Genomic DNA, 9,099 nt, shown 5'->3' on the forward strand with positions numbered 1-9,099 from the left:
GCGCTGGCAGCGCGGTGGCGAGAACCAGGGCCAGGGCGAGAGCGGACTTGTTTCCAAAAGTCATGGAGGGGGAACTCGCAACATTGTTTGGGCAGCGGGCCAAGGCCCGGTGCCCTTTATGGTCTAAACGAAAGCGTCGGGCAAAGCCCAAATCACTTGCAGGCGGCGTCGATGGCATTCATCGCGGCGGTGGCGCCGCCGAGCGAATAGGTGTCGGTGGTATTGGTGCCGCGCTGCGACGTCCCCTTGATCACCAACTGTTTGCCAGCCTTGAAGGCGGCGACGAAGCCGGCTTCGTCACCGGTCGAGGCGAGCCAGGCGGCCGAACCTTCGGTGACCATCGGATAGGATTTGCCGTCAACGGTGGCGCTCGCATTGGCGCTGGAGGCGTTGAACGGATAGCCGATCAGGGTCTGCACTTCGTTCTTGGTGCCAAGGCCCTTGCGGTGAATGATCATGAAGTGGATCGGGTCACGATTGGCGCCCGCCGGTTCCGACTTCGTCGGCGCCGCCGAAATATAGCAGATCTGGCCGCTGGCATCGGTTGCCTTCCATGCGGTCCAGGCGTTGAACGAACCCAGTTCCGTGGCCTGCTGCGCCTGGGCGGCTGTCGCAAAAGTCACGAGCGCGGATACCGCGAGCCCAAACAGGAGGCCACCGGTCTTTGTCTTCATTGCCAATTCTTCCTCTTTTCGCTGCCTGTCCGCGGGGGATGCGTCCGCCCAGCATGCCGCAAACATGGTTACCAAGCTGTCAAGCGGCCCATTATTGCACCGCTTTTGCCTCAAATGCTCGGCAAAGGCGGCGGCAATTTGGCATGCCGGCGGCATGGGCCTCGCTTTGAACCCGAAGGGTTAAAACCTGGCTAACGCTTGCGTGAGTGGGACGCTCAAGCGGCCAGGGGATAGGTTTCTTCCACCACATAGGGGCCGCCGCCCACCGATTCGCGGCTCGAAAACAGCGCAAAGCGCGGCACGGAAAAGCTCAGCGGCTCGAAACGGCCAGCCTCGGCGATGAAGCGGGCGACGTCTTCGGCCGAGGTGCCACGCAGGCGCGCTAGGCTCACATGGGGCACGAACTTGCGGCCATCGGGCGGAAGGCCGGCGCGCTGCAGCATGCGCTCATGGGCGGCCTGCAGCCGGGTCAGCGCCTCACTGGGCTCGACCCCGACATAGAGCGCTCGGGGCTTGTCGCCGCCGAAAGTTCCCAGATGCGTCAGGCGGATAGGAAAGCTGAGGCTATCGCTGAGATGATCGAGATTGTCGACCACCTCATTGGCGGTCTGATTGTCGACGTCGCCGATGAACCTCAAGGTAATGTGATAATTTTCCGGTTCGATCCAGCGCGCGCCATTGAGGCCGCCGCGTTTCAGCGACAGGGCAAAGCCGATATCGGAGGGAATTTCGAGGCCGGTAAAAAGCCGGGGCATGGCAGGTCTCCCAGGCAGGAGCGGCGGAATCTAGCAAGGAGCCTAGCACAAACAGGTCATCGAACCAGTCCCAGATGTCGCAGCGTGCCGTTTCGCCTTGTAAATCAACAGGTCCGACTCCATATTTGCACTCAAGTGGCAAAAGCCAATTGCCCCCGGCGGTGTCATCGACCGCGATTTTCCAAGGGAAAGGGAATTTACAATGGCTGAATATGACCGTCAGACCCTCGGAGCGCGGGCCGGCTCGGCCTTGGCCATCGACGAGGGCCTGCGCAGCTACATGCTGCGCGTGTACAATTATATGGGCCTTGGCCTCGTGGTGACGGGCGTTGTCGCCTACTTCACCAGCCAGTGGGCCATGTCGAGCCAGGCCAATGCCGAGCTGCTCTATGGCAGCCCGCTCGCCTGGGTGATCATGCTCTCCCCGCTCGCTTTCGTGCTGGTGCTGAGCTTCGGCATCAACAAGCTCTCCGTCGGCGCCGCACAGGGCGTGTTCTGGGCCTTCGCGGCCGTGATGGGCCTGTCGCTGTCCTCGATCTTCCTCGTCTATACCGGCGCCTCGATCGCCAAGGTGTTCTTCATCACCGCCGCTACCTTCGGCGCGATGAGCCTTTACGGCTACACCACCAAGCGTGACCTGACCGGCATGGGCAACTTCCTGATGATGGGCCTGATCGGCATCATCATCGCCTCGATCGTCAATATCTTCATGCAGTCCTCGATGATGGACTTCATCATCTCGGTCGTCGGCGTGCTGATCTTCACGGGCCTCACCGCCTATGACACCCAGAAGATCAAGGAAAGCTATTCGGACGCCTATGGCGCCGACGTGATGGCCAAGAACGCCATCATGGGTGCTCTCTCGCTCTACCTCGACTTCATCAACCTGTTCATGATGCTGCTCCGCCTCTTCGGCAACCGCGAGTAGTCAGCATCTTCCTTGATCACTGAATCAAGGAATTTGGTTGGACGGATATTTGGACCGCAGCCTACAAAGGCTGCGGTCCTTTTCTTTGCGACGGCCTGTCATGCCCGATTTCTCGCTTCGTCCCTTCGCCTGGTCCGAGATTCCGGCCATCACCGACATCTACCGCCATTATGTCGACCACACTGCCATCACCTTCGATACCGAAGCAGCGGGAGAAGAAGCGATCGCGGAGAAATATGCGGGACTTCTCAAGCTCGGGCACCCGGTGATCATCGCCGAGCGAGAAGGCAAGGTGCTGGGCTACGCCTATGCGAGCTTTTATCGCCCGCGCGCGGCCTACCGCTTTACCTGCGAAGATTCGATCTATCTCGACCCAACCGAGACCGGCAAAGGCCTCGGCAAGGCGCTGCTCACCGAACTATTGGTGCAGTCCAAGGCGCATGGCTTCAAGCAGATGCTGGCGGTGATCACGGCCGACACGGCCAATTCCATCGCCATCCACGAAAAGTTCGGTTTCGAGCACGTCGGCTACTACAAGTCGGTGGGCCTCAAATTCGATCGCTGGCACGATATCGTGCACCTGCAAAAGGCACTCTGACCCGGTGGCGCTGCTCACGCTCATGGTTGGCCTGCCCGGCTCGGGCAAGACGACCCGGGCCAGGCAGCTCGCGGTAGAGACGGGCGCGCTGCGCCTGACGCCCGACGAGTGGCAGGCGCGGCTTTTTGCCGACGACATGCATCATCCCGACCACGACCGGCGTCACGACACGGTGGAAGCGATCATGTGGGATGTCGCCGCCCATATTCTGTCGCGGGGCGGCGATGTCATTCTCGACTTCGGTTTCTGGTCGCGGGTCGAGCGGGCCGGTTTTGCGGCGCGGGCGCAGGCGCTCGGCGCGGATTGCATCGTGCAGTTCGAAGACGTGCCGTTTGCCGAGCTTGAACGGCGCGTCGCCGCGCGCAACGAAACGGCGGCCGGCGGGCATTTCGTCATTCCGGTGGCGATGCTGCGCGAATGGGCGCAGCGCTTCGAAGCGCCTGACGCCGATGAAATGGCGGGCCGCTTCAGCCCGCCAGCGTCTTTCGCATCGGATAACCATTGACCTTGCGGCCCGTCGCTTGCGGGCCGTCCGGCTGCCATCCGGCGCTTTCGTAAAAGTCCCTGGCGGTCCGGGTGGCCTCGAGCCGCCCCTCGGTAAAGCCGAGAGCGACCAATTCGGCCTCGAGCCGGGCCAGCAGCGCCTTGCTGAGGCCACGGAAGCGCATGTCGGGGGCGACGTAGTTCAGCGCCACGTCTCCAGTGCGCGTCACGGCCCCTACGGCGCCGATGCTCCCAAAATGCTCGGCGACAAATACCAGCAGGCTGGGATTATCCAGCATGGCTGCAACGCCCTGCGGCGACTTGTTGGCCGTCCAGGCGGCGATCGAGGCCGGGTCATGATGGTGGTCGGCGGCGCACAGCTCGGTGATGGATGCGGTCAGCACCCGGCTCATGGCGGGAATATCGTCGGCCCCGGCGCGCCTGATGCTGATCGTCATCCGACGATGGCAAGGTCCGGATCGAGCACGCGCAGCACCTGCGCCAGATCATGGCCGCGCTTGAGGATGCGGCCCTGCTGGTTGGTGATCATGTACTGGCCCTGTTTGGCGCGCAGTTTTGGGTTCTTTTCGACCACGAAGAGCGGGCGCTCGGAAACCCGGGCGTAGATGGAGAACAATGCCCGGTCCTTCAGGAAGTCCATGGCGTAGTCACGCCACTCGCCGAGGCCGACCTTGCGGCCATAGACGGACAGAATCTGCATCAGTTCCCGGCGGTCGAAAGCGACGATGGGCTGAACGGGGCGAACGGGCTGGCCTTGCGGTTCCCCAACATGCACCAGCGAGAGTGGAACCGGAGACTCATTTGGCGGACGACCGTGCACGCGACCTCCAGGCAGTTTCGTGTCATCGGACAGTCATGATCGGCATTATCGGCGGGCTTGGCAAGGGGGCGAAAAATCCCATTTCGGCCACGATTCGTCCCTCATGGTGCCCCATTGGACGGCCAATCTCTCATCATTGCCTCCAGCGGCTGGCAATCGGACCGACCGAGCCCCCAACCATGACGTCCGGTTGCCAGTCTCCTACTAAGTTGACCTTTTAGTCACGCCTGTTCCTCCCCCAGGAGCGGGCGTTTTCTTTTGGGTCCTCAGGGCTCGTAGGCGGCCGCCGCCAGGATCGCGCCGGGAAGTCCCCCGCGCTCCTGCTGCACGACGATGGCAATGCCGCTATTGGTGGTGCCCAGGACTTCGCCGAGCGGCAGTTTCAGCTCGGCCCCGATTTCGCTTTCCCACATGCCCAGCACCTGCCGGCCGGTCACGACCTGGGTATAAACCATAGACTTGCCGGCATTCTCGCCGCTGTCGATCTTGACGTCGGCGCGTTCCATATAGGTCACGAGCCAGACGACGGCATCGGACAGCTCGGCCTTGGGCGGCACGGTGATCTTGAGCATGTCGCCATTGAGCGTGAGGTCCATGGTCAGCGGCAGGCTGGCGCTGCCCACGGCCTGCTGCACCTCGTTGCGGCGCGAGCCGACGACGGCCTTGGCACCATTGACCACTATTTGCGGGGTATAGATGCGCGAGGAGCCCCAGCTCTTGGCATAGGCCCGCTGACGATCGGAATAGGCTTCCTGGGCGAAAGTGTCCTTCCAGCCCACATAGTCCCAATAATCGACGTGATAGGCGAGCGCGACGATGTCATCGCGCTCGGCGAGCGCGGTCAGCAGCGCATCGGCCGGCGGGCAGGAGGCGCAGCCCTGGCTGGTAAAGAGCTCGACCACGGCCTTGGGCCGAACATGCAGCTCTTCGGCCTGCCCGGCGCCGACGACGGCGATGTTTGCTGCAAGGGCCAGAAACAGGCCGGCGAGGGGTCTTGAGATCATGGGCAAGGTTGTAGGCTGGCCCCGCGCCCGCTGCCTAGTCAAAAGAGGGTGAGACAGTGCAGATTCGCTTCCGAGTGGCCGGGCCAACAAAAATGGCGGCCCGGAGGCCGCCATTCACGTCGGATTTTTACCCCTTGCCTAGGCGGCGACGAGGCTGCGCAGCACATACTGCAGGATGCCGCCGTTCCTGAAATAGTCGAGCTCATTGGCAGTATCGATGCGGCAGCGGGTGTCGATAGTGAGCACGTCGCCATTGGCGCGGGTAATCTTCACCTTCACCGTGGCGCGCGGTTCGATCTGTTCCACGCCGGCGATATCGACGGTTTCCGTGCCGTCGAGGCCAAGGGTCTGCCAGCTTTCGCCATCCTTGAACTGCAGCGGAATGACGCCCATGCCGACCAGGTTCGATCGGTGGATGCGCTCGAAGGACTGGGCGATGACCGCCTTGACGCCGAGAAGGTTGGTGCCCTTGGCGGCCCAGTCGCGCGAGGAGCCGGTGCCATATTCCTTGCCGGCAAAGATCACCAGCGGCGTGTTCTGGGCAGAAAAGGCCATGGCAGCGTCATAGATCGCCATCTGCGAACCATCGGGGCCCTTGGTAAAGCCGCCTTCGACGCCGTCGAGCATCATGTTCTTGATGCGGATATTGGCGAAGGTGCCGCGCATCATGATTTCATGGTTGCCGCGGCGCGAGCCGTAGGAGTTGAAATCCTTCGGCGCGACCTGGCGTTCGGTCAGGTATTTGCCGGCGGGCGTGCCGGCCTTGAAGGAACCGGCTGGGGAAATGTGGTCGGTGGTGATGGAATCAAGGAACAGCGCCAGCACCCGAGCCGAAACCACATCGGTGACCGGCTTGGGCTCGATGGTCAGGTCCTGGAAATAGGGCGGGTTCTGCACATAGGTGGAAGAGCCGTTCCAGCCGTAGGTCTGGCCGCCTTCCACCGAAATCGCCTGCCAGAGCTTGTCACCCTTGAAGACGTCCGAATAGCGCTTGCGGAACATGTCGGCGTTGACGTGCTGGCGCACGATCTCAGCGATCTCGTGGTTGGTCGGCCAGATGTCCTTCAAATAGACCGGCTTGCCGTCCTTGCTGATCCCCAGCGGCTCGGTGGTGATGTCGACATTGAGCGTGCCGAGAAGGGCATAGGCGACGACCAGCGGCGGGGAAGCGAGGTAGTTTGCCCGCACGTCGGGGTTCACGCGGCCTTCAAAGTTGCGGTTGCCGGAAAGCACGGAGGCTGCGACCAGCTTGTTCTCGTTGATCGTGTCGGAAATGGCCTGGGGCAGGGGGCCGGAATTGCCGATGCAGGTGGTGCAGCCATAGCCGACGAGATTGAACCCGATCGCATCGAGATCGGCCTGCAGGCCCGCGGCGGTCAGATAGTCGGTGACCACCTGCGAGCCGGGCGCCAGAGAGGTCTTTACCCAGGGCTTTGAATTGAGACCAAGCGCACGCGCCTTGCGGGCGACGAGACCGGCGGCCACCAGCACCGAGGGATTGGACGTGTTGGTGCACGAGGTGATGGCGGCGATGACAACCGAGCCATCGGTGATGTGATAGTCGGTGCCCTTCACCTCGAAGGCGGCCTCTTCGGGGATGTCGTGGACGCCATTGGCGCCTTCATCGACAAAGCGGCTTTCCTGCTTGTCTTCGGGGAGGCGCGTGCGCTCGATGCGGCCACCGGAGAGTTCGGGGAGCGCCGCGTCAAAGGCGCGGGTGACGTCCTTCAGCGCCACGCGATCCTGCGGGCGTTTCGGGCCCGAGAGCGACGGAACGACGGTAGAGAGATCGAGTTCGAGCGTCGCAGTAAAGACCGGGTCAGGCGTGTCCGTGGTGCGGAACATGCCCTGGGCCTTGGAGTAGGCCTCCACCAGCGCCACGCGATCGGGATCGCGGCCGGTGGTGGAAAGGAATTTTAGGGTATCGGCATCGACCGGGAAATAGCCGCAGGTGGCGCCGTATTCCGGGGCCATATTGGCGATGGTCGCCTGGTCTTCGAGGCTGAGATAGTCGAGGCCCGGGCCGTAGAATTCGACGAATTTGCCGACCACGCCCTTCTTGCGCAGCATTTCGGTGACCGTCAGCACGAGGTCGGTGGCGGTAATGCCTTCATTGATTTTTCCCACCAGCTTGAAGCCCACGACTTCGGGGATCAGCATGGTGATCGGCTGGCCGAGCATGGCCGCCTCGGCCTCGATGCCGCCGACGCCCCAGCCGAGCACGGCGAGGCCATTGACCATTGTCGTGTGCGAGTCGGTGCCGACGAGTGTATCGGGATAGGCGACTGTCTCGCCGTCCTCTTCCTTGGTCCAGACGGTCTGGGCCAGATATTCAAGGTTCACCTGGTGGCAGATGCCGGTGCCGGGGGGTACGACGCGGAAATTGTCGAAAGCCGACTGGCCCCAGCGCAGGAATTCGTAGCGCTCGCCATTGCGCTCATATTCGAGCTCGACATTCTGCTGGAAGGCGAGGGGAGTACCGAAAGCGTCCACCATCACCGAGTGGTCGATGACGAGATCGACCGGCACCAGCGGATTGATCTTTTGCGGGTTGGCGCCAAGCTTGGCGGTGGCGTCGCGCATGGCCGCGAGGTCGACGACTGCGGGGACGCCGGTAAAGTCCTGCATCAGCACGCGCGCCGGGCGGTACTGGATTTCATATTCGGAGGTGCGGGTGACGAGCCATTCGGCGATGGCCAGAATGTCTTCCTTCTTCACCGTCCGGTTGTCTTCAAAACGCAGCAGGTTTTCCAGCACGACCTTCATCGAGCCGGGAAGCTTGGAGACACCTGCAAGACCGTTCTTTTCCGCTTCGAGAATGGAAAAGTAGGTGTAGGTCTTGCCACCGACCGCGAGGGTCGACTTGGATTTGAAGCTGTCTAGTGAGGCCACTTGCTCCGCCCTTTGCTGCTGTCACGCTGCCTGCCGGAGAGCAATGGGGCCGCCGGCAAAACCGCGCTTTGCTGGAATGACTCTAATCTATGTCGTTTATAGTCAATCGGAAAAGCCCTTGCCAGTCTCGCCCCTCGTTCAATACGAGATGGGGCCATGACACAAAGGCAAGTCCATTCTCCGCTCTGCCTCAAGACCTTCGCGCTGGGCGTCGGTCGCGGTGAGATCATGCTTGCCCGCGACATCGCCCTCTCGGTTCCCGCCGGTCGCGGCCTGATGCTGCGCGGCCCGAATGGCGCCGGCAAATCCACCCTGCTTCTGACTTTGGCTGGTCTGCTCACCCCGCTTGAAGGCTCCGTTGAACTCGAGGGGCATGACGAGGATCTGGGGCCCGCCTTTCATCATTGCGGCCATCGAAACGCCATTCGTCCGCGCCTCACTGCAGTGGAAACGCTGGAGTTCTGGCGTGGTATCAACGGCAATCCCGCCCTGCCGGTTGCCGAGGCCCTCGATCGCGTCGGCCTTTCGCGCCAGGCCAGGCTCGATGCCGCCTACCTTTCTGCCGGGCAGCAACGCCGACTGGCGCTGGGGCGGTTGCTTGTATCCGCGCGCCCGGTCTGGCTTCTCGATGAACCGACCTCCGCGCTCGATGCCGAGGGCCAGAAGCTGCTGGCCGGGTTGATCGGCGAGCATCTGGCCGCCGGCGGGATCGCCGTCATCGCCAGCCACGACGCCATCGCGCTCGAAGGCCTTGCGGTTCATACGCTGGAGCCTGGCGCATGAGCGGTTTTTTCTCGGTGCTCTCGCGCGAAATCCGGCTGAGCCTCCGCGGTGGTGGGGAAGTGCTGACGCTGGTGCTGTTCTTCGTCATTGTCGGCGCGGTAGTGCCCTTTGCGGTGCGGCCGGACAAGGCGCTCCTCGCCC

General features: G+C 62.5%; 11 protein-coding genes. 5 read left to right on the top strand and 6 right to left on the bottom strand.

What is annotated here, in order from left to right; genetic code table 11:
* Positions 1–152 precede the first annotated feature (152 nt).
* Both J0I64_RS06375 and thpR read right to left on the bottom strand, forming a co-directional pair.
* Positions 153–674 carry an invasion associated locus B family protein gene (locus tag J0I64_RS06375; RefSeq protein ID WP_291406763.1) on the bottom strand — a complete coding sequence of 174 codons (522 nt, stop codon included), beginning with the start codon at positions 672–674 and terminating at the stop codon, positions 153–155.
* A gap of 215 nt (positions 675–889) precedes the next feature.
* The gene (thpR, locus tag J0I64_RS06380; RefSeq protein WP_291406764.1) at positions 890–1,429 is read right to left on the bottom strand and encodes an RNA 2',3'-cyclic phosphodiesterase; all 540 of its coding nucleotides are present in this window, start codon (positions 1,427–1,429) and stop codon (positions 890–892) included.
* A gap of 202 nt (positions 1,430–1,631) precedes the next feature.
* Between thpR and J0I64_RS06385 the strand changes: the two genes are divergently transcribed.
* The 3 genes from J0I64_RS06385 (at position 1,632) to J0I64_RS06395 (ending at position 3,460) form a co-directional block, all read left to right on the top strand.
* A complete protein-coding gene (locus tag J0I64_RS06385) occupies positions 1,632–2,357 on the top strand; it encodes a Bax inhibitor-1/YccA family protein (RefSeq protein WP_291406765.1) in 726 nt (241 codons plus the stop codon).
* 100 nt (positions 2,358–2,457) lie between these two features.
* Entirely contained in the window at positions 2,458–2,955 is a 498-nt protein-coding gene (locus tag J0I64_RS06390; RefSeq protein WP_291406766.1) for a GNAT family N-acetyltransferase, read from the top strand.
* A 4-nt stretch (positions 2,956–2,959) separates the two neighbouring features.
* Positions 2,960–3,460: an ATP-binding protein gene (locus tag J0I64_RS06395; RefSeq protein WP_291406767.1), complete on the top strand. Its 501-nt coding sequence runs from the start codon at positions 2,960–2,962 to the stop codon at positions 3,458–3,460.
* Here the strand turns inward: J0I64_RS06395 and J0I64_RS06400 are convergent.
* The 4 genes from J0I64_RS06400 to acnA all read right to left on the bottom strand — a co-directional run bounded on the left by J0I64_RS06400 (position 3,423) and on the right by acnA (position 8,175).
* Positions 3,423–3,896 carry a GNAT family N-acetyltransferase gene (locus J0I64_RS06400; RefSeq protein WP_291406768.1) on the bottom strand — a complete coding sequence of 158 codons (474 nt, stop codon included), beginning with the start codon at positions 3,894–3,896 and terminating at the stop codon, positions 3,423–3,425. The genes J0I64_RS06395 and J0I64_RS06400 overlap by 38 nt on opposite strands.
* Positions 3,893–4,312: a DUF2794 domain-containing protein gene (locus tag J0I64_RS06405; protein ID WP_291406772.1), complete on the bottom strand. Its 420-nt coding sequence runs from the start codon at positions 4,310–4,312 to the stop codon at positions 3,893–3,895. The genes J0I64_RS06400 and J0I64_RS06405 overlap by 4 nt, the downstream gene beginning before the upstream one ends.
* A 233-nt stretch (positions 4,313–4,545) precedes the next feature.
* A complete protein-coding gene (locus tag J0I64_RS06410; RefSeq protein WP_291406769.1) occupies positions 4,546–5,283 on the bottom strand; it encodes a thioredoxin family protein in 738 nt (245 codons plus the stop codon).
* 138 nt (positions 5,284–5,421) lie between these two features.
* A complete protein-coding gene (gene acnA / locus J0I64_RS06415; RefSeq protein WP_291406770.1) occupies positions 5,422–8,175 on the bottom strand; it encodes an aconitate hydratase AcnA in 2,754 nt (917 codons plus the stop codon).
* A 156-nt stretch (positions 8,176–8,331) separates the two neighbouring features.
* On the opposite strand from acnA, the gene ccmA reads away from it, so the two are divergent.
* Entirely contained in the window at positions 8,332–8,958 is a 627-nt protein-coding gene (ccmA, locus tag J0I64_RS06420) for a heme ABC exporter ATP-binding protein CcmA (protein ID WP_291406771.1), read from the top strand.
* Positions 8,955–9,099, top strand: a 145-nt coding sequence (locus tag J0I64_RS22605) for a heme exporter protein CcmB (RefSeq protein ID WP_366933703.1), incomplete at its 3' end; no start/stop codon positions are given. The genes ccmA and J0I64_RS22605, both read left to right, overlap by 4 nt.

The organism is Devosia sp. (assembly GCF_017307565.1).
Taxonomy (GTDB): domain Bacteria; phylum Pseudomonadota; class Alphaproteobacteria; order Rhizobiales; family Devosiaceae; genus Devosia.